Origin of the sequence: Enterococcus sp. DIV0806c (genome assembly GCF_051710905.1) — a bacterium.
GTDB classification, from domain to species: Bacteria; Bacillota; Bacilli; order Lactobacillales; family Enterococcaceae; genus Enterococcus_B; species Enterococcus_B mundtii.
Map to the genome: position 1 here is coordinate 2121497 of NZ_JBIOLO010000001.1, position 21029 is coordinate 2142525.

General features: G+C 40.0%; 14 protein-coding genes. 4 read left to right on the top strand and 10 right to left on the bottom strand.

All coding sequences use genetic code 11. From position 1 onward, the window contains the following. The 10 genes from IGK77_RS09960 to chvE form a co-directional block, all read right to left on the bottom strand. Window positions 1–2889, bottom strand: coding sequence for a lectin-like domain-containing protein (locus IGK77_RS09960; RefSeq protein WP_074799496.1), 2889 nt, complete (start codon window positions 2887–2889; stop codon window positions 1–3). 587 nt (window positions 2890–3476) lie between these two features. Then, window positions 3477–5843 (bottom strand): phosphoketolase family protein, encoded by a 2367-nt coding sequence (locus IGK77_RS09965; protein ID WP_074799497.1) that lies wholly within the window; start codon window positions 5841–5843, stop codon window positions 3477–3479. 258 nt (window positions 5844–6101) lie between these two features. Beyond that, complete coding sequence (gene araA, locus IGK77_RS09970) at window positions 6102–7526, bottom strand: L-arabinose isomerase (RefSeq protein WP_074799498.1); 1425 nt, start codon at window positions 7524–7526, stop codon at window positions 6102–6104. 21 nt (window positions 7527–7547) lie between these two features. Next, window positions 7548–8246, bottom strand: a complete 699-nt coding sequence (locus IGK77_RS09975; protein WP_071866859.1) for an L-ribulose-5-phosphate 4-epimerase — start codon at window positions 8244–8246, stop codon at window positions 7548–7550. Further along, window positions 8240–9826 carry a xylulokinase gene (locus tag IGK77_RS09980; RefSeq protein ID WP_143073230.1) on the bottom strand — a complete coding sequence of 529 codons (1587 nt, stop codon included), beginning with the start codon at window positions 9824–9826 and terminating at the stop codon, window positions 8240–8242. Before IGK77_RS09980 ends, IGK77_RS09975 begins: the two co-directional genes overlap by 7 nt. A 301-nt stretch (window positions 9827–10127) precedes the next feature. Continuing rightward, a complete protein-coding gene (locus IGK77_RS09985) occupies window positions 10128–11216 on the bottom strand; it encodes a GntR family transcriptional regulator (RefSeq protein ID WP_074799500.1) in 1089 nt (362 codons plus the stop codon). Window positions 11217–11392: 176 nt separating this feature from the next. Next, entirely contained in the window at window positions 11393–11716 is a 324-nt protein-coding gene (locus tag IGK77_RS09990) for a PTS sugar transporter subunit IIB (RefSeq protein ID WP_071866862.1), read from the bottom strand. A gap of 12 nt (window positions 11717–11728) precedes the next feature. Beyond that, on the bottom strand, window positions 11729–12931 hold the full coding sequence (mmsB, locus tag IGK77_RS09995) for a multiple monosaccharide ABC transporter permease (RefSeq protein WP_023519955.1): 1203 nt from the start codon (window positions 12929–12931) through the stop codon (window positions 11729–11731). Beyond that, window positions 12931–14463: a multiple monosaccharide ABC transporter ATP-binding protein gene (mmsA, locus tag IGK77_RS10000; RefSeq protein WP_074799501.1), complete on the bottom strand. Its 1533-nt coding sequence runs from the start codon at window positions 14461–14463 to the stop codon at window positions 12931–12933. The genes mmsB and mmsA overlap by 1 nt, the downstream gene beginning before the upstream one ends. A gap of 294 nt (window positions 14464–14757) precedes the next feature. Continuing rightward, window positions 14758–15849 (bottom strand): multiple monosaccharide ABC transporter substrate-binding protein, encoded by a 1092-nt coding sequence (chvE, locus tag IGK77_RS10005; RefSeq protein WP_438713171.1) that lies wholly within the window; start codon window positions 15847–15849, stop codon window positions 14758–14760. A gap of 226 nt (window positions 15850–16075) precedes the next feature. On the opposite strand from chvE, the gene IGK77_RS10010 reads away from it, so the two are divergent. The 4 genes from IGK77_RS10010 to IGK77_RS10025 all read left to right on the top strand — a co-directional run bounded on the left by IGK77_RS10010 (window position 16076) and on the right by IGK77_RS10025 (window position 20846). Continuing rightward, the gene (locus IGK77_RS10010) at window positions 16076–17041 is read left to right on the top strand and encodes an ABC transporter substrate-binding protein (protein ID WP_071866865.1); all 966 of its coding nucleotides are present in this window, start codon (window positions 16076–16078) and stop codon (window positions 17039–17041) included. 8 nt (window positions 17042–17049) lie between these two features. Further along, on the top strand, window positions 17050–18498 hold the full coding sequence (locus IGK77_RS10015) for a sensor histidine kinase (protein WP_071866866.1): 1449 nt from the start codon (window positions 17050–17052) through the stop codon (window positions 18496–18498). After that, window positions 18491–20077, top strand: coding sequence for a response regulator (locus tag IGK77_RS10020; RefSeq protein ID WP_071866867.1), 1587 nt, complete (start codon window positions 18491–18493; stop codon window positions 20075–20077). Before IGK77_RS10015 ends, IGK77_RS10020 begins: the two co-directional genes overlap by 8 nt. A gap of 112 nt (window positions 20078–20189) precedes the next feature. Beyond that, on the top strand, window positions 20190–20846 hold the full coding sequence (locus IGK77_RS10025; protein ID WP_071866868.1) for a YitT family protein: 657 nt from the start codon (window positions 20190–20192) through the stop codon (window positions 20844–20846). The last annotated feature ends 183 nt before the right edge of the window (window positions 20847–21029 follow it).

Genomic DNA, 21029 nt, shown 5'->3' on the forward strand with positions numbered 1-21029 from the left:
TTATTCGATCGTAGCTGTGTCATATAGCTTCCAATTGGCTGTCGCTCGTCCGCTATAATCACCCACAGGCAACAGTTTCGAGCTATTCAACAAAACACCGGCATTTTCACTCATATTCAGCGTATAAAGATAACCTGTCGGTGTCACACTCGCAGAATCAAACACTTTGATTGGTGAATTACCCAAATTTTGAACAGCACTCGTAGGACTTGTTTTCCAGACGAAAGAAAAAGGTGCGTTCGTTCCACTCGTGATCGAAAGACCAACCGACCAATTTCTTGTTGTCCGTGGATCTCTCGAATCCCATACCTTTAATTCTAAGCTATTGCCCGCATCACGATCCAAGATCCCTTTACTTTGACGAACCTTTCGATTCGTCCATTTGAATGTACTTGGTGCCTGCTCAAGTCTTAATTCTCCAGTGTAGGTGACCGTCAGATTTAATGACGCTGCCGGTTCTTCGGGTTTCGTCAATTTCCCAGAAGAGTACACTTCGATGACAAATTTATTTTCACCATAATCAAAATATTTTGTAGGGATCGCTAATTGTGTATTTGCATTAAAACTTGTTGCCCCTGTTGTCGTGACATCAGAAAATGGGACATCGGTCAGATAAGTCGTTCCCTTTCTCACTTTGAAACTCAATCGATCGCCAACATCTAAATCTTTCCAATAGAATGTCTTTTTGTATCCAGGATCGCGATTCGCAGAGATATCTAGCGTCTCACTAAAATTGGGCACCGTATTGACACTTTCCCATGACAGAGTAGTAAATTGATCCGTTTTTCGAACCCAATAATACACGGTATCGCCATAGTAGGTGACGTTTGTTGTATCATTTGGCGTCGTTCCCACTGGATTTGCCAAGACTGAACTTCCGTAACTAGTTAGTGCATCGACTGACAATGTTCTTGTTGGTGCTGAATAACTCAGTGTCGCTGAATCTCCTGGATTGAGATTGATTGCGTTATTGGCTATCGTCGTGACCACTGTGATCACGCCAGTCGTCGCGTTATTTGTCACGACTGTTGATAAATTTGCTGGGGCAATCGTTGACGTCACCCCTGCGGCAGTCGTTTTCGTGATCGTCGGTGTGACTGTCGCATTTGTTGCCAAATTGATTGCTTTCGCATCAAGCACCGTCGTCCACCTCGTAGTATTCAAGGCTGCTTCACCTGTATTTACCTTTATCGTTGATTGGATCTTAGCAGGCTGCTCACTCATCAAATATTTACTTTTACTTGTATCTGTACTTGGAACAGTCACCGATGTATTGGCGTTGTCCAATACATTACTCGTCACTGTCGCGCCTATCGGTATCGGTGGCTGAGTAAAAGCAAAACGAACTTGTCCTGATACGCTACCGTTGGCCGCTGTAAATCCCCAGTAGGCTCGATTGTTGTTGGTCGCTAATTGCAATTCCGAGTTCAAATCCCCCCAAGGTATCGTTGTGTCAGTAGTTTTTGCCCCATTGACAGGATTCCTAAATGAATAGGTAAAGTTCCGTGTGGCGCTATTAAAGCTATAATTGAACTCGTACCATGTTCCATCTTGGACATTGGTACTGACAGCTCCATTAAGTGGGATCAAGCTGTTGTGTTTGATCCGTCCGGGATTAGCGAGGGTCAAAGTGAACCAATCATTTGCTCCTAAATCACCATTCACTGCATTGATTGGTTGATACGTTCGGCTTAGGTTACCCGGAAAAGTATACGCCATATGTGGCGTACTTCCAGCAGGAATCTGAGCGTCATAGCGTGCTCTACCAGTTACTGCTTCATTGGCAAATAGATCAAATTCAACCGCAAATGAATTACGAATAGCTGTCGTTTCTGGTGTTCTCTGAGCCAATAACTCATAGTAGCCGCCAGTCGCTCCGTAGACTCCCAAGTTTTGACCGTCGACACCTACCGCCCGTGAGTTCGTAATGGCAGTTGTTTTTCTTGCATCGTTATGCATGACAAACGCCACGCCATCTGCTTGTTGTGTGCCGAAATTGACATAGACACGTTGTGAAAATGATTTCGTGAAATCTAAGCGATATGCGTCATTTGACCAAATCGACGTCCAGTTATTACTACCTGAAAGAGAAATTTGTGAAAATGGTTTTCCTCCATTGTCATTTGTATTCGTGACATTTGACACCACAGCCCCACCATTTGGTGCGGCAAATGCGCCACTGATAGGGATAGCTCCCGGCGGTACATATTGAGATCCTGTCCCTGTTGCAAAAGCTTGGGCTGCTCGTGCCATGGGTGGTTGGTAGTCAGAAGAGGACGTGTCCTGTTCTTCCGCTATTTTTGATTCACCGGATGATTGCTGTGTCTCATCCGTCTCTGGACTCTCTCCAGACTCTCCATTTTCTTCCACAGTACTGCTACTGCTATTCATTTTGTCGGTCAGTTCACTTTCTGAAACGGTTGATTGAGCATTCGCTTGTTGTGGAGTCATCTGAACTAACTGTCCTTCTGGTGGCGTAAGCTCCCTCACCACCCCATCATTCCTCTGATAGTGAATAAACAGTCGAATGGGTTGCATTGGTTTGGTAAAGGACAAGGACGTGACTTGCTCTTCTGTTAGCCACTGGTTCTCAGACACTGAGTCTTCATTTAAGAAAAGAGGGACTTTCGCTTCCTTCGAGTCCAGTATAGTCATCATGAATTGCAAAGACTCTGGTAAGCTTTTATCTACGTGGAATTTGACATCTTTATCTGTTTCTTCAAGATAAAAGGCAAGGTGCTCATTTTGGGCAAATGGCTTTGTTTGTTGGCTTTGATCTTCATCGGCATAAGAAATAGAGCGAGCGCCTCCAACTAAAAAAGCGATAAAAATAAACGATAACATACAAAAAAACCACGAGTTCGTTTTTTTGTTATTTAGCATCTCCATAGGTTTTCCCCCTTTATCTATCTTCCGTTTGAATGAAGAAGACTTGTGAAACAGTCATGTCTATACTTGGACTGTTTGTAAACAGCATTTGAATGACAATTATTTCTACTTAAATACAAAAGAAGCTGAAAATCTTCAAACGCCATTATGTATAGATAAAGGAAAAGCCTAACTTCAAAGTAAAACTATGTAAACTTTTTGACGATCGCTTTCATTAAACAAAGAATAACACACTTTATTTTTTAAATGAATTTTTATGCTTATAACGTTATGTAATTAGGTAGCGCTTACTTAATAAGATAAAAACCTATAAAAAATTTTATTTATGCTAATAATTATAGTTTTTTCATCATCTATGATGAAGCCAACTTGACACAATTTTTCATGGATGTATAGGAAAAATGCATTGTAATAAAGAAACGAGCGCACAATGATCTATTTCTCTCAACTTGTTTATTTATGCAACTTTGAATCTATGCTTATTGGCGTGTCTCGATCCTCTGATTCTTTTGTAACCAAAAAAAAGATAACACTAGAAACCAAAAGATCAGTTTGACTAATGTTATCTTTATATCATTTAACTATTCTCACCGAGTCAACTCTGACCATTTCCAGTTTTTCACTACTGGCAGATCATGACCTTCTTTCCGAATATACTCTCGATGTTCTTTCAACTGTTGGGTCATTTCTTCAGAAAAAGTCGAAGCTTCTTCACCATAGACAGTCACCGCTGCATGTTGCGCTAAGTGGAAGCGATCCAGTTCACTAAAGACGCGCATATCAAACGGCGTGGTGATATCACCATTTTCTCGATAGCCATGGACCATCAATTGGTGATTGTGTCGTAAGAAGAAAATATCCCGGATCATGCCTTCATAGCCATGGAAAGCAAACAGAATTGGTTTGTCTTTCGTAAAGAACGTGTCAAACACTTCATCACTTAGCCCTCTCGGATCAACAGATGGGTGTCTTAACTTCAAGATATCAACCACATTGATAAAGCGGATTTTTAGTTGTGGAAATGCTTGATTCAATAGTGAGACTGCGGCAAGTGCTTCAAGGTTTGGTTCTGTGCCTGCTGCTGCGATCACTAGATCTGGCTCTTCATTCGCTGAAACCGTACTAGCCCAATCGATGATTTTCAACCCCTCATTAGCTAGTTCTTCTGCTTCTGTTGCAGAATAAAATTGCGGACGTGGATGTTTACTTGAAATAATCAAGTTGATGACTTGCTCTTCTTGCAGCGCACGATCCATCACAGCCATCAGACTATTCGCATCTGCAGGCAAGTACTCGCGAATAAACTCTGCTTTTTTCTCTGCTAAATGGGTCAACACCCCAGGGTCTTGGTGGGTATAACCATTATGATCTTGTTGAAAAACAGTGGATGTTGCAATCAAGTTCAATGAAGGATAGTTTTTCCGCCAAGGCTGATCACTGGCTTTACGCATCCACTTGAAGTGTTGCGTCAACATCGAGTCAACGACACGTAAAAAGGATTCGTAACTAGCAAAGAATCCGTGCCGACCTGTCAAAACATAGCCTTCTAAAAATCCTTCTGCTTGATGTTCCGACAATTGACCATCAATAACTCTTCCCACAGAAGACTGCCACTCATCTGAAGCATCTTTAGGTTCCAACCATTGTCGATCAGTCACTTCAAATACTTTATTCAAGCGATTGGATTTTGTTTCATCCGGACCAAAGATCCGAAAATTGGTTGGATTCTTCGTGATTACATCTCTCGCTTGTTCCCCAAAGACCATCATATCTTGTGCAACGACAGCTCCTGGTGTTGTAGTATCCACGGCATAGTTTTTCCAATCAGGCATGATTAACGGTTGAGGATCGATTCCGCCATTTGTGATTGGGTTTGTCGACATCCGGCGATTGCCTTTCGGTGAAAGATCTTTGATTTCTTGGTTAATTCTTCCTTGTTCATCAAATAGCTCTTCCGGGCGATAAGACTGTAACCAATCAATCAAATGATCGACGTGTTCCATATGCTCAGAATCGACTGGAATCGGGACCTGATGCGCACGAAACGTTCCTTCAATTTGTTCATTTTCCCACGTCTTTGGTCCTGTCCAACCTTTTGGCGTCCGAAAAATAATGACGGGCCATATTGGCATCGTGGCTGATTCCGCAGGTGCTTGTCTTGCTTCTTTTTGGATTTCTTTGATTTCCTCGATTACTGTATCTAGTGTTGATGCTAGAATGTGATGAACAACTTCGGGATCTGTCCCTTCAACAAAATAAGGTTTCCAGCCCATTCCTTCGAAATACTTTCGAAGATCCTCATCACTCTTGCGGGCAAGGATGGTCGGATTTGAAATTTTCCCGCCATTCAAATTCAAAATCGGTAACACCGCACCGTCATTGACCGGATTGATAAAGACATTTGAAAACCAACCGCCAGCTAATGGTCCTGTTTCTGCTTCGCCATCGCCTATGACTGTCGCCGCTATCACATCGGGATGATCAAGGATTGCACCTGTCGCATGAGCAAGGGAATAACCAAGTTCTCCACCTTCATGGATCGATCCTGGTGTTTCTGGCGCGGCATGAGACGCAATCCCGCCAGGATAAGAAAATACCCGACATAGATGAGCCAATCCGGCTTCATCTTCTGTAAATTCTGGGTAGATTTCACTGTAACTACCATCAATATAAGAATTAGATACCATCACTTGTCCACCATGACCGGGACCCTCTATGTAAAACATATCCAAATCGTATTTATTGATGACACGATTTAAATGTGCATACACAAAATTTTGCCCAGCAATTGTTCCCCAATGCCCAATAGGATGTGTCTTTACATCTTCCTTAGTTAATGGACGGCGTAATAATGGATTATCTTTTAAATACATTTGAGCAATAGAAATATAATTTGCAGCCCGCCACCAAGCATCTAATTGTTCAAATTCTATTTGTTTGTCTACGTTTGTCATATCGAACACCCCTTCAATCATTGCTAGTCCTACGAAAGAACAAAAAATGAGTCTGGCCTTTACCAGAGTGTCCAGACTCATCTTCGTCGCTTCTTTCGACTGCTCGCCTATGCTATCGACCTCGATCAGTTGATAACATTACGGTATTTATTTAACTTTAACTTGAATCTCTAAGAAATGACATCATAACGCTCTACTTCTTTGAAAAAGTGTCGTTAGATGTAAGTTTTTCTAAAGTCCCTTATTTGATCATTTCATTTATTTGATAACGATATCTTCTAAATCTACTAAGCGTGCCCACGTTTGGATCTGCTCAGTCGTAAGGTGCAATGACACAACGGTATGGTGTCCGCCACCTGTGCGGATCCAAGCACCTACTCCTTCATGGAAACTCGGTTTGACTTTCCAAAGTACGCGTGCCACTGGTAAATGTGGGGCTGCTTCCGTTGGTTCAAAAGCTTCCACTTCATTGATCAACAATTTGTAATGCGTGCCAAAATCTGCCATGGAAACTACAACACCATCGCCTGCTTTACCGTCAAACACCAAACGAGCCGGATCTTCTCGATCACCCATCGATAATGGCGAAACAACGATTTTTGGTCGATTGACTGCCAATGTTGGATCTACTTCCATCATGTGAGACTGTAAAATTGCTTCTTTTCCTGGTGTTAATTCATACGTGTAATCTTCCATGAAACCTGTGTCTTTGTTTTGTGCCATGATTTTTAACATCCGATCCAAAGCAGCTGTTTTCCAATCCCCCTCACCGGCAAATCCGTAGCCTTCTGCCATTAACCGTTGGACTGCTAAGCCAGGTAATTGTTGCATACCGTAAAGATCTTCAAAGTTTGTTGTGAAAGCATTATAATTGCCCGCTTCCAAGAAACGTCTGATCCCGATTTCTTGTTTTGCTTGTACTTTGACATGTGCCTCCCAAGTGTCATGGTCATAATCGGCATAATCAAAATCATAAAGTTGTTTATATTCTTCAAATAATGACGCTACCTCTTCATCAGTGACTTCATCGATCACTTTGACTAAATCACCGATCCCATAATAGTCGACCACCCAGCCAAACTGGATCTGTGCTTCTACTTTGTCTCCTTCGGTCACAGCCACATTACGCATATTGTCGCCAAAACGAGCGACCTTGATCGAGAAGCTTTCATTATAAGCCACAGCCACATGCATCCAGTCTGAGATTTGACGTTGCACATCTTCTGATTGCCAATGGCCTACGACGATTTCATTTTTCTTATTGAGACGTGCATTGATAAAGCCATATTCCCGATCCCCATGAGCTGCCTGGTTCAAGTTCATAAAGTCCATATCGATCGTTTCCCATGGGATACTCTCGTTAAATTGAGTAGCTAAATGCAACAAAGGCTTTTGTAATAATTGTGTGCCACGAATCCACATTTTTGCTGGCGAGAAAGTATGCATCCAAGTGATCACACCTGCTACTTGCTCCTGGTAATTTGCTTCTTTCATGATCGAGGTGATCGTATCAGCAGTTACTGCTAGTTCTTTTAGTACGATCGGATAAGGCAACGTTTGGTGATCATTTAGTGCCGTAACGATCGTCTCTGCATTCTTTTTGACCTTTGCTAACGCTTCCTCCCCATATAGATGTTGTGAACCTACGACAAACCAAAATTCTTTTTTACTGATTGCTAACATGATTGTAACTCCTCTATTTTTTTATTTTTTTTGGCCATAATACGCATCTTTACCATGCTTGCGTAAATAATGTTTATCCAATATTCGTTGGGGCAATGGTTCGGAAAAACTATTCAATTGGCGAGTGAATAAGTTCATTTTCGCCACTTCATCCAGTACAACGGCATTCATCACCGCTTGGGAAGCATCTTTCCCCCAAGTAAATGGTCCATGGCCATGTAACAACACTCCTGGAATTGCCATGATATCAATATTTCTATTTTGGAATGTCTCAATGATCACATTGCCGGTCTCGTGTTCATAACCAGCATCGATTTCTTCTTGCGATAAAAATCTTGCACAAGGAACGCTACCATAAAAAGTATCTGCATGAGTCGTACCCATGGCGGGTAAATCGAGACCCGCTTGTGCCCAAATCGTTGCCCACGTCGAATGCGTATGACAAATCCCACCAATTTCAGGGAAATGTTTGTAGAGAACCGCATGTGTCGGTGTATCGGAAGATGGATTTAGTTCACCTTCGATGACTTGATTATTCAAATCAACAACGACCATATCTTCTGCTTTCATTTCCTCATAGCTCACACCACTAGGCTTGATGACAAAATATCCTGTTTCTCGATCAAACGCACTGACATTCCCCCACGTATATTTGATCAAGCCTTGTTTTGGTAAAGCTAAATTCGCTTGATAAACCGCTTCTTTCAGACCTTCTAACATTCTCTCACTCCTTCTTCCATTGATACGATCGCGGATGCTTCGATAGGCAACCCTTTTTCATACAGCTCAATAAACCGTTCGTAACCACTTAAGTCTTCCTCCGTTGGTTCGATCGTCAGACCTTCACTAGTTGAAAATACATCTTTTGCTAAAAATTCTTCCAAAGTCATTGCTTCTGCCGCTTGGAGATAAGCAGCTAATAAGGCGATCCCCCAAGCGCCTCCTTCTCCGGCTGTTTCCATGACTGTGACAGGTGCTTCCATTGCTGAAGCTAGAATCGTTTGAGCAACTTTCGGCGTTTTAAAGATCCCACCATGTGCGACTAAACGATCGATCGTGACTTGTTCGGATTTAAGAATCTCCATCCCTAGACGCATCGCCCCAAAAGCACTTGACAGGTGCATCCGCATAAAATTCGCTAAATCAAACTTACTATCCGGCTGTCTCACGAATAGTGGTCTGCCTTGTTCCATTTTTGTGATGTTTTCGCCTGAGTGGTACCCGTAGCTGAGTAATCCTCCGCAGTCGCCATCCCCTTGTAGCGCTTTCAAAAATAAGGTTTCATAAATCTGCTGTGTATCGATCGTCACGCCAAGACTCTCACTGAACTCTTTGAAAATCTTGACCCATGCGTTGATTTCCGATGAGCAATTGTTTGTATGAACCATCGCTACAGGGCTTCCGTCAGGCGTTGTTACTTGATCGATCTCTGGATGGATGTTTACTAACTCTTTGTCTAGTACGATCATTGCAAACGCCGATGTCCCTGCTGAAACATTCCCTGTACGTAACCCCACACTATTCGTTGCGACCATGCCTGTGCCAGCATCCCCTTCTGGTGGACAAACAGGAATCCCTGCAGATAAGTTACCTGATAGATCTAAGAGCTTGGCTCCCTTTTCAGTCAGCGTCCCTGCAACCTCACCAGCCAAACGAATTTCTGGAAGGAGCGTTTCTAACGGTTGTGAAAAGCCTTCCGCTTGTGCCAATTGATCAAAAATAGCAATCTTTTGTGCATCATATCCCTTCGTTTGACGATCAATTGGAAACATTCCAGAGGCATCTCCAACTCCTAATACTTTTTGTCCGGTCAATTGCCAATGGATGTAGCCAGCTAAAGTTGTAAAGTAACTAAGATCTTTTAAATGTGTTTCTTTATTTAAAATCGCTTGATATAGATGGGCAATGCTCCAACGCTGTGGAATCGTATAATGAAAGGCTTTGCTCAGTTTTGCTTCTGCCTCTGCGGTAATGGCATTGCGCCACGTGCGAAAAGGAACAAGCAATTCATCGTCTTGATCGAATGCCAGATAGCCGTGCATCATTGCGCTAAAGCCGATAGCCCCTATCGTAGTCAGTGTCGTCTCATACTCCGCAGAAACTACATCGACTAACTGTCCATAACTCGATTGTAACCCCTTCCAAATCTCATCAAGTGAATAGGTCCAAATACCGTTTTCTAACTGGTTTTCCCAATCGTAACTTCCAGCTGCAATCGGTTCATAATTGTGATCGATCAGCACTGCTTTGATTCTCGTTGAACCTAGCTCAATACCTAGTGCTGTTTGCCCTGTGCGAATCGCTTCTATATGTTTCAGCCTAGTTTCTTTCGCTTCGATGTCAAACGCCTCCTTAGTTTCTCTTTATGATAGTTACAGTATAAAACTTTTTGTACGTACATGTCAACGATATTATAGTTATTTGTTCGTACATAAATCCTTTTTCTTTTTCCTGATAAATTCACATTTATCATATAAAAAAGGTAAAGAGAGTAAATTCCTCCTCTTTACCTTTTTAAGAGCAAATAATCTTGCTAGACATTGACTAATGTTCATTAAATAAATTTTTATCGTATTTGGTACACTTATCGTTTTCCCTCAGCTACTCGCCCTTCTTTGCTGCACTTACTGAATCTCTGATCACCAAACTAGGTTCATAGACGATGTTTTCTCCTTGATCACCCGTTTGGATCGTGTGAATGATCCATTCTGCCGCATCTTTTCCCATCCGCTCTTTTGGATGAGTTAAAGTGGTCAGTTTCACTGCGCCCATCTGACTCAACGAGGAATCATCATTTCCGATGATCGACAATTGCTGCGGTACTTGATAACCCTTTGCGATCACCTCATCAAGCAACTGGCTAGCAACTTGATCGTTGTAGCAGATGATACCGGTGCTTGCCGATTCCTTTAGCTGTAAGAGGACTTTTTCACCTAGTTTCCCACGTGAATCAGTCGTGTAGGTAATGATATCTTCCGGCGAAAATTGGATACCGTAGGCTTCGCACGCTTGAATAAATCCTTTCATCCGATATTTTCCTTGTAAATCATCAATTTTCGTGATGAACAGTAATCGCTGATGTCCTTGCTGGATCAAATACTCTGTCCCTTTAAAGCCAACTTTTACATCATCAACACAAATCGAGGCGACCGCTAATTCTTCATAGACAGCATTGATCATGACCATCGGGATTCCTTGTTCTCTCAATCGGACATAGAGCGCAAGGTTCGGATTGTATTCATTACTTTTTGTTGGCTCTACGATCAAGCCATCTACACCAAACTGCAGCATTTTTTCTAAACAGTTTTTTTCTTGTTGATGATCATTATTCGTACTAGCTAATAAGAGTGAATATCCTTGTTCACTCAACGCTTTTTCAATTCCTCGGATGATCGAGGGAAATATATAATCCGATAAATACGTCGTGATCACGCCAATCGTCTTTTGATTTTTTCTACTTTCTGATGTTTTCTTATACGCGTCATCGACATATGTTCCAGAACCTTTTTCTTTACGTAGATACCCTTCATTGACTAACAATCCAATCGCTTGTCTTACCGTATGACGGCTGACTTGATAGTCTTTTTGTAATTGGAGTTCAGGTGGTATCGGTTCATTTAGTTTAAAAATTTGGTCAATGATCTTATCCTTTATCTCGTCTGCGATCATTTGATATTTTGTTTTATCCATGGTTACTTTGCCAATCCTTTCACTCCGACGTAAGTTGTCCGAACAATTATTTGATATCATTGTAGCACAACTTGTTTTGGAAAGGATTATTAACACAAAAAAATATCTGTGAGATTCTTTTTATTAGCGCTTTGTAAGGAACAACTGCTCTTTTTCAGCTTTTACTTCAAGTGATTTCAAAAGAATTGTAAGATATCTGCTAAGACAGATTCACCATCAAATGTTTCGTAATCTTCTTTACGAATCAATTTGTAAGGAACAGCTTTCACCGTCAGAAAATCTTTTAACCGTTCCACTTCATATTCTGATTGTGGACCGATCATCAGTCCGTCAATATGTTGGTTTTGGATCGCCTGCTCTGCCACGATTGCTGGTGCAGAATATACATGTAGAGGCACCCCTTTTTCATTTGCTGCATTTTGGATATTTTTTACTAGCAGACCAGAAGTGATCCCAGCGGTGCAAATCAATAATATCCGTTTTTCCTCTGTCGATTCCATCCGTTCACCACCTCAAGAAATTTTGCGTTTTTTATTGTAAATATCCAATACGACAGCTAGCAATAAAATCAATCCCTTGATTGCCTGTTGCCAGTCTACTCCAACTCCCATGATCGACATCCCATTGTTCAGCACACCCATGACTAAGCCACCGACGATTGCTCCAGTGATCGTTCCAATCCCTCCAGAAGTCGAAGCTCCTCCAAAGTACACAGAAGCCATCGCATCTAATTCAAGCGAAGTCCCTGCCTGAGGGGTAGCAGCATTTAAACGAGCGGCTAAGATCAATCCTGCTAAAGCAGCCATGACGCCCATATTCACAAATACCCAAAAGGTGATTTTCTTCGTCTTGATCCCAGATAATTGAGCGGCCTTCAAATTGCCACCTGTGGCATAAATTTGTCGTCCAGCGACTGTCCGATTGGTCAAAAATCCATATATCCCAACAATCACACCTAAAATGATCAATATTACTGGAAATCCTTGGTATGAAGCAAAGATATAACTTAATCCTAAGACAAGAACGATCGTCAATGCTGCTTTGATCAAGAATGCGTTCATTGATGGTACTTCAAATAAATTTTCTTTTCTTCGCGCTCTCGCACGCCATTGAGCAAATACTAAACTAACAGCTAACACGACACCTAAAATCAACGTCAATAAGTGCATTCCAGGAACACCAAAGATATCTGGTAAATAACCCGTCGAGATTTTTTGGAAACCTCCAGGGAAAGGCGCTAAAGATTGCCCTCCTAATACAACTTGTGTCAAGCCACGAAACATCAGCAGACCAGCAAGTGTTACGATAAACGCCGGGATTCCTACATAAGCGACCCAAAATCCTTGCCAAGCACCGATCACCCCACCAACTAATAAACATAAAGGGACTGCGAGCCAAGGACTGATGTTGTTATTGACCATCAACATACCCGCCATCGCCCCTACAAATGCCATGACTGAACCTACCGATAAATCCACGTAGCCTAAAAGTACGACCAACAACATTCCTGCAGCCAAAATCAAAATATGGCTGTTTTGCAACACGATATTCGTTATATTCAGCGGTCTTAAAAAGATCCCGCCGGTCATTAGTTGAAAAGCGATCAACAAAGCGACCAAAATAATGACCATACTATATTTACTAAAGATATCCAATATCTTTTCTTTTACATTCCAAGCTTTTTTTTCCTGACTTTTTTTTGTGACATTTTCCATCAGCCCACTGCCTCCTCTTCTTTTGTCATCAGGTTCATCAATAACTCCTGATTTGCCTCTTCTCTAAGCACTTCTCCCGTCATTTTCCCTTCATTCATGGTATAGATCCGATCACACATACCGATGATCTCAGGTAGTTCAGAAGAAATGATACAGACACATTTTCCTAAGGCAGCCATTTCTTCAATAATCGTGTAGATTTCATACTTTGCCCCGACATCGATACCACGAGTCGGTTCGTCCAGAAATAAAATTTCCGGTTCTGTCATCAACCACTTAGCTAAAACGACTTTTTGTTGATTCCCTCCACTTAAACTACCAACGTTTTGGAACACATTGGTGGCTTTGGTCCTCATTTTTTTCCGAAAGTTCTCTGCTTCGATCACTTCTTTTTCTTGATCTAAAATGCCACTTCGACTAATTTTTTTGAGACTAGCAATCGTCGTATTTTCTCTGATGTCCATTAAAAGATTCAAGCCAACAGACTTACGATCTTCGGACACATACGCCAACCCATGATCAATTGCTTGAGAAACATCTTTGATCACTAATTCTTTTCCGTCTTTAAAAATCTTACCGCTGATATTGCTTCCATATGATCGACCAAAAATACTCATGGCAAATTCAGTTCGTCCTGCCCCCATCAATCCGGCGATACCAACAATTTCTCCTCGTCGAATCGAAAAATCGATATGATCATTGATGATTCGGTCGGTGGTCAATGGATGATGGACCGTCCAATCCTTGACTTCAAAATAAACCTCGCCAATATCAGGATGACGATCAGGATAACGATTCGTTAAATCACGACCAACCATCCCCTTAATGATCCGTTCTTCACTGATTGCTGTATTTTCTAACGTTTCGATCGTTTGGCCATCTCGTAAGATCGTGATCCTGTCCGCCACCGCAACGATTTCATTCAATTTATGCGAAATGATGATCGAAGTGATCCCTTGATTGCGAAACTCCTTGATCAATGCTAAAAGATTGGCACTTTCTTCTTCATTCAGTGCTGCTGTCGGTTCATCTAATATGAGTAATCGAACATTTTTAGAAAAAGCCTTCGCAATTTCCACCAACTGTTGATGCCCGACACCGATTTGTGAGACTAAGGTGTTCGGATCGATTTTCAAGCCCACTGTTTTTAGTAGATTTTCTGTTTTTCGTTCCGTCAAGTTCCAGTCGATCACGCCATGTTTTGTTTGTTCGTTCCCTAAAAAAATGTTTTCTTTGATCGATAGATAAGGACTCAAGGCTAATTCCTGGTGGATGATCACGATCCCTTTCGCTTCACTATCTCTAAGATTTTTGAATTGGCATACCTCACCGTCATACATGATTTCGCCTGAATAACTGCCATAAGGATACAAACCGCTCAACACATTCATCAACGTGGATTTTCCTGCACCATTCTCGCCACAAAGGGCGTGGATCTCTCCACGTTTAATGCGGAGATTGACATTGTTCAACGCACGAACACCAGAGAATTCTTTGATGATTTCTTTCATTTCTAAAATATAATCTGCCATTTTTTCACTTCCTAATCGAGGGTGTGATAGAAGTACTCAACTCCGAAAAATAAGCGCGAAACCTGAAAATTGTTCTTCAAATTTTGAGATCTCACGCTTATTTTTGAAGGAGCTACTACTGAAACACTATTTATTGAGGTTATGCCAGAAGCGTTTTGACCTAAGCAATAAGAGAGAAAATTGAAAAATAGTTGGTTATATTTCTCCGATTTTTTGCTTAATGTTGAAGGTCAGCTTCTAAACACCGTTTATTCGGTTCTAAGGGTACAAGAGGACAAATGTTCCAAAGCCCTCTTATTGGCCTAAATCACTTTCGCTGTAATACTCAGTATCGATCAGCTCTTGTTTGTAATTTTCTTTATCTACAGAAACTGGGTTAGCTAGATAAGTCGGGATGACTTTCACACCATTATCGTAGGTTTCCTCATCATTGACCGGCACTTCTTTATCATTGTTGATTGCTTCGATCATCTCTACCGTATTATCAGCTAGCACCCGTGTATCTTTAAAGATCGTTTGTGTTTGCTCTCCTGCAATGATGGATTTCACTCCAGCAATCGTTGCATCCTGTCCTGTGATAACTGGAAGTGGTTTGTCGGCTGAGCCATAGCCCACTCCTTTTAAGGAGGAAATGATCCCTAAACTGATTGGATCGTAAGGAGAAAGAACTGCATCTAATTGTTCATCTGTATAGTTAGTACTTAATAAGTTATCCATACGTGCTTGTGCAGTTGAGCCATCCCAACGAAGCGTCGCGATTTGATTGAATTTCGTTTGACCTGATGAGACGTTCAATTGTTTGCTGTCGATATAAGGTTGAAGAATCGACATCACACCATTGTAATTGATCAATGCGTTGTTATCGTCAGGTGAACCGCCAAATAATTCGATCGTAAATGGACCAGCACCATCTTTTAAGCCTAATTTATCTTCGATATAAGAAGCTTGTAAAACACCTACACCAAAATTATCAAATGTTGCATAATAATCGACATATTCAGAGTTCATCAATAAACGGTCATACGCAATGACTTTGATATCCGCCTGATGTGCTTTTTCTAAGACATCTGTCAATGCTGAACCGTCAATCGAAGCAATGACCAACGTATCTACTCCTTTTGTGATCATATTTTCGATTTGTGCCACTTGGTTTTCTACTTTGTCTTCTCCATATTGCAAATCCGTTTTGTATCCTTTTTCTTCTAGTTGCTTGACCATATTGTCGCCATCTGCGATCCAACGCTCTGCAGATTTTGTTGGCATCGAAATACCTACGAACCCTTTTTCATCTCCGGCTGCACTGCCATTGCTACAACCGGCGAATACTGTAACTGATATTAATAAAAAAACAATTGCTACCAACCAATTTTTCCCAACTCGTTTCATGTGTGTCCCTCCAAATACTTATTTGATGTATTCATCATAATCGAAATATAAAACGCTTTCATTGATTATTTTTCTGTGTTTCTATAAATTCCCTCGTGAATTTATGTAAACTTTTGATTTTTCTTCATTTTCTTTTGACGATTCTTGATTTTCTTACGAAATTGACAAACATGCTAATATGAAAATTGAAAACGCTATATGATATAGATAAAAGGGGAGATTCATTATGAAGAACAAAAGTTTTTTTATCCTGGTAGCTTTTTGCCTGTTGTTGGCTGGGTGTACTTTCAACTCTACTGAGCCTACAAAAAAAGAGTTGACCATTGGTTTTTCTCAAGCTGGCACCGAAAGTAATTGGCGCAAAGTTCAAAATCAATCCATCAAAGAAGCGCTGGAAAAACAAAATTTCCAAGTCCTTCACCGAAATAGTTACTCTGATCCAAAACAACAGATACAAGATGTGATGACATTCATTGCCTATCAAGTCGATATGATCGTGTTATCTCCTATCGAAGAAACAGGCTGGGATTCTGTTTTGGAAGAAGCCAAAGAAGCGAATATCCCAGTCATCATCGTTGATCGTAACATCACAACGGAAAAACAAGATCTCTATTTGACCCATATTGGTTCAAGTTTCAAAGCACAAGGTAGTCGAGCAGGCCTTTATGTCACCAATCATTACCAGCAAAAAACACAAGAATCGATCCAAGTATTTGAGATACGTGGTTCAGAAAACACATCTCCCACTCGCTTGCGATCAGACGGCTTTTTAGAAACCATCGGTCGCGACCCAAGAATCCATGTCAGGCAAGTGATCACCGGAGACTATATTCGCTTAAAAGCCAAAGAACAATTTTCAAAAGCCATTGATGAGGGGAAACTTGAGGGAATCGATGTCATTTATTCTCACAATGATGAAATGACACTAGGTGCTTTAGATGCAATCAAGGAAAAGAAACTTGAAAAGAATTTTGTGATTGTCAGCATTGATGCACAAAAAGAGATGATCGATCAATTAAAAAAAGGAAAGGTCAACTGTGTGGTGGAATGCAATCCTTTTATGGGTGAACTAGTTGCCAATACAGTCAAACGCTACTTCGAAAAGAAAGCGATTCCACAAGACATCTACGTTTCTGATACGGTGTTCTCAGACCAAAATGATTTTTCAACGATCCCACCGCGGGGGTATTAGGAGGAAAAATGAAAAAGAACGAAAGCATTAAAGTACTACTTCGACATACAAGCTGGCTCATGTTATCTTTAGCAATCACGCCTTTGATCATTAGCATTGCACTTTATACACATTATCTTTTTTCCTATGAAAAAAGTATCCATAATATCTCGATTGCTAATCAAATCGCCAGTAACGTAGAAGAAACAATCATCGAAGAAGCTCTTGGATTAACTTATGGACAGATCACACCCGAAGAATTTCAACAGAGCAACCAGATCAATCGCATCAAAGAAGAAATCAGTGCCATCAAAGTCAGTACTCAAAACTCACAAGAATTAGCAACACTCAATATCGTTTTGCGCTCCCTTGATAATGTTTCTGACTATTTAGACAAAATCATTGCAAATATCCATCAAAAAGAAACATTCGCAGAAAATCAAGCATTGATGTTACATGTTGAATCTGCGGTCAAACTTGCCCATGACATCTTACAAGATTTTGTCAAAATCGAAATCGATACGGCTTCCATAAAAAGTGAAGAAGTTCGCAGTTCCTTGGTGATTCTCTCCACCATCGAGGCTGTTATCATCGTGCTGATTTTCCTATTGACAAGAAAGTTCAACACGAAAATGATGTACCAAATTCAACAGCCTATGGATGAAATGATCAAGATGGCTGATGCTTTAGCAGAAGGACATTTAAATCATCGGATCAAAACTCCACAAAATAATGAGTTAAAAAAATTAAGTAATAGCATGAATGATATGGCTGATAACTTAGTGATTTTGTTAGAGGAAAATGCGTTGAAGCAATATAATCTTGCGCAAAGTGAAGTCAGGACACTACAAGCTCAGATCATTCCCCATTTTATTTATAATAGTTTAGATGCCATTTTGGTGTTGGCAGAAATGGGCGAAATTGAAAAAGTCAAAGAAATGACATATGCCTTATCTGACTTTTTCCGCATTTCATTAAGCCAAGGAAAAGACTGGATACCAGTCGAACAGGAAATTCGACATTGCGACAATTACCTGAAGATTTTGCAAATCCGCTATGGAGACCAATTATCTTATCAATTAACCATTGATCCAAAAGTCAATAATCATCCAATATTGAAAATGATTCTTCAACCATTGATTGAAAATGCAGTCTATCATGGAACTAAATTGGTTCGTCGGCCAGGGAAAATCAACGTAAAAGCGTATATAGACCAAGAAGAATTTATCCATTTTTGGATCATTGATAACGGAAAAGGGATTACTGAAACCAAGTTAGAGGAGATCAACCAAGAACTCGCAGATGGTTTAGATACTAATTTCCATAAAGGATATGGACTCTTTAATGTCAACAAACGCTTACTTTTGTACTATGGAACCGATGCAAGTATCTCGATTTCTAGCAGAATCGATCACGGAACAGTCGTCCATGTCGTTGTCCCTACAAAAAATATAGATAGGAATGAAGCAAATGTATAAAATTTTTATCGCAGAAGATGAACATTTGATTCGCGAATCATTGAAGAGGATGATCACTGAATTTTCAACCTTTCTACCCCTGGGCTCTATTAAAGATGCCAGCGATGGCGAACTTGCTTTATCAATGATTGCAGAACAAAAACCAGATATCTTGGTGACAGATATTCGTATGCCTTTTATGAATGGGATTGAACTAGCAAATGAAGTAAAAAAACTCTTGCCCGATATCCAAATCATTTTTATTAGCGGATATGATGAATTTACTTATGCAAAAGCTGCGATCCAACTTCAAGTAGCTGAGTATTTGTTAAAACCGATCAAACCTAATGAACTACAAAAGAGTCTAGAACAAATCATCCAAAAATTAGATGCTGTTTCCTTATTGAAACAGTCTAAAGAAACAAATGGCTATTCCTTAGAAGTACAAAAAAACTTCTACTTGAATGCTTTATTTAATAATCAATTACTACTTTCAGAAGCAATTGAAGAAGGTCGAAAACTGGAACGTGAAATTGCCGGAAATAAATATATGGTTCTTTTGATCGCTAATCATACAAATAAATTTTTTTCAGATTATGATGTTTTTCATGAAAAGATGGCTGAGCTATTCGATAACGATAAACAAATACTTTTTTCTTCCCTTTCTTCACGATTTATCAAACTATTGATTTTTGATCCAAATGAAGATCTATTACAAAAAAAAGCAAATCAAGTCGCATTGCTTTCTCATAAAACATTAGGTCATACGACAGATGATTTAGTTATCGCAATCGGTTATCCTGTCAAACGAATCAGCGAAATTCCACATAGTTATCAGACCGCTGTTCATTTGCTCAGTTACTTGAAGATCGATCCTAAAATAAAAATTCTTTCTTATTTAGATTATGAAAAAAAGCTTGGTAATTACGGACAATCTTTTGATCTAAAAGAATCCATTCGTTTACTAAGAAAAAGCGAAATTTCTTCGTTTGTTGAGAAGTTGGTTAAACAGACCAATCAACATGCCGATCCACTTCTCGTTAGGCATCTGATCATCAATGAGTTGAATGAATTAGTAACGATACGTCAAAAACAAACCAATCAAGTCGTTTCTTTTACCACTACAGAGGAAATCCCGAACATTCTGTCAGACACGCCTCTCTTCATCCAATACCTTGAACAAATGATTTACTTTTTAAAAGAAATGGTACTTGAGAATCACATGAATCAATATAAAGAAGTACTCGAACAATCCGTCACGTATATTGAGAACCACTATTTTGAACCAGAGCTTTCTCTTAAAGAAGTGGCTGATCATGTCCATTTGAGTAGCTCACATTTCAGTACGATTTTTTCTCAAGGGATAGGACAAACATTTATTGACTATCTTACTGAACAACGATTGAGCATGGCTAGGCGACTTTTGCGTGAAACTAATTCAAAACTATCTGTCATAGCTTCAGAAGTGGGATACAATGATCCAAATTATTTTAGTTCTATTTTTAAGCGAAAAGAAAAAATCTCACCTAAAGAGTATCGGAAAAAGAAACAAAATAGTGCACATTCTTTACAAGAAAATAATTATCTAGTCAACGAATAAGCAACAAACCCGCGAAATATTTTTTTCAGTTTAGTCTGAAAAAATTGTTACTTTCTTACCTGGACTACTTGCTATAATTATAGAAATAGTGAAAAAAGAAAGGAATACGCGTGTGAAAGCAGAAATAAAAAAATTACCTGTGATTATTGTTGGAATCATTAGTATTACTGTGGGACTAAATATGTTTTTACTTCCACATCAAATTGCTTCAGCAGGCGTAGGATCAATTGGTTTTCTTCTAGAAATGGTCTTGCTGATCGATCGGACATTGATTGTTTGGGCAATCAATCTAGCGATGCTTTGCTTAGCTTTTATCTTTCTGGAAAGAGCTGTTTTTTTTAAAACCCTGATAGGTAGTTTGATATTTCCGATTATTTTAGCACACACACCGACTTTGACAATCACCCAACATTTCCCAATCGCCTTAGTCGCTGGCAGTTTTCTATTTAGTCTTGGAATATTCATTCTTTACCAAATCGGTGCCTCAAACGGCGGAGTTACGGTTCCTCCATTGATTTTCAAAAAATATTTTGGGATCGAACATGCTTTAGGTGTTTTACTGACAAATACCGTGATCATAGTTCTAAACCTTGTGATTCTGGGGGTAAGACAAGCGGTTATCTCTGCCATCTCTATTTATCTCATTTCATTTTTCATGAAAAAACTATTACAATTTCAAACTCAATTTTTAGCTATTAAGCCGATTGATTTAGTGAATGAGAGTTCGCCTATTCTAGATGAACAAACTAATAAAAACCTAGCAGAATAAACATTGTGACTAATAGCTATAAGAAAATAACCCATGAAATCCAAAATAGGAAACTATTTCCGGAAGTTCATGGGTTATTTTATATGATTATTTTTATCTATTATTTAATCGGAATGCGTAAATCAAATTGACTACTTCAAAATAAAGCGAGTAGGACATTAGTCCTCTCGCATATTCTAAAAC